General features: G+C 42.7%; 1 protein-coding gene. It reads left to right on the top strand.

What is annotated here, in order from left to right:
* Positions 1-292: 292 nt before the first annotated feature.
* Positions 293-1,150: a hypothetical protein gene (locus ABLA76_RS16770; protein WP_285809453.1), complete on the top strand. Its 858-nt coding sequence runs from the start codon at positions 293-295 to the stop codon at positions 1,148-1,150.
* The last annotated feature ends 210 nt before the right edge of the window (positions 1,151-1,360 follow it).

Here is a 1,360-nt window from a genome sequence, read left to right as displayed (position 1 = left end):
GTCGAGCATCGCGTTAAATTAATATTTTCAGCATGATACAGCCCTAAAGAATTGGCCTTTCTAATAAAAAGGCCACTGGATAGCGATATAGTACTCGCCCTACCACATAGATGTGTCCAGTATACTTATCTCTGATAAAGCCAGCATATCCTTGAATCGCAGGACTCACCCCCTGTTGGAGGGACCCACAATGAAAGCTCGCAAGAGACGAGACGCCAAAGCCGTTTAATTTCCACGAGCACTGGGTGGCTCAGCTGCAACATTAAAATTTCACTAAAAATCTTTCGATGCTATGACAAAACGTACATACAAAAGCACTCAACAAAAGTCTGACTATTTCTACTCTGGAATGCCTGTTCACCGGATGTCCTATTGTGCCTTTCTAGATGTCTTGGGCTTCTCAGAGAGGATTCGCACCAGCTATGAAGATGGGACTGAAGATATTCTACTGATGGATTTTCACCAAATTCTCGCCAGAAGCATCGACAAGTTTAAGGAGAACACCAGCGAGTCGATGCTTTACTTCAAGTCATTCACTGATAACGTGGTGCTAGCACATCCTCAGTTTAGTGAAGACATGGAATCAGAATTCGGATTCATTCTCTGGTCTATCATAGAATACCAATTCCAGATGGCGCTTAAAGGATTCTTTATCCGAGGTGGTCTTGCTGTTGGTCAGCTATTTATGGATGAAAATAGCGTTTATGGTGCAGCATTGCTGGATGCATATCATCTAGAAAGCAAAGTAGCCGTTAACCCCGTAGTCGTTCTTTGTGATAGAACAATGAAGTTGGTGGATATACACATCGGTTATTACTCTGGTGAAATTGCACCACAACGTAGAGATGTGCTAAAAGGACCTGATGGCCGTTATTTTCTTAACTATCTGACAGAATGTATTATTGATGGTGATGAACAGCAGTTTCTTGATACTAAATCTCTTCTTCTTCATAAGAAGCAAATTGAGCGAGCACTAAAAGCTTATGCGCCAATCCCTGCGGTGCTCTCCAAGTTCTCTTGGCTTGCCGCCTACCACAACTATTTTTGCGACATGATTTCTGGCTACCCGGAATACGATGAAATGATGAAGGTGTCGGAAAAACTTGCTTCTGTGCAGTTTCAACAAATTGGACTGTCCTCACACCAGTAGAGTCAATCTAACCTCACAAGGAGGCATGTTCAAAGGTCTCTGACTGGCATAATCTGGGTGACAATTCCTTTGAACACACTTGTAAAACACTTCGATAGAATCGATATATCGAACTGGGTCAGATGGTGGTGTTGATGTCCGTTCCTCGCGCATATCGGAAGGCCTCTAAAATTGAATGGACCGGTTTTGCAGGATACTTATAATATCTGT

The sequence above is a fragment of the Xenorhabdus sp. SGI240 genome, from assembly GCF_040081915.1.
In the GTDB taxonomy this organism is placed as follows: domain Bacteria; phylum Pseudomonadota; class Gammaproteobacteria; order Enterobacterales; family Enterobacteriaceae; genus Xenorhabdus; species Xenorhabdus bakwenae.
The sequence above is the reverse complement of the archived record's forward strand: the minus strand, read 5'-3'. Positions and strand labels throughout refer to the sequence as shown.

Coding starts and splice junctions, on each gene's coding strand:
- ABLA76_RS16770 (WP_285809453.1), top strand. CDS start 293: ATGACAAAACGTACATACAAAAGCACTCAACAAAAGTCTGACTATTTC.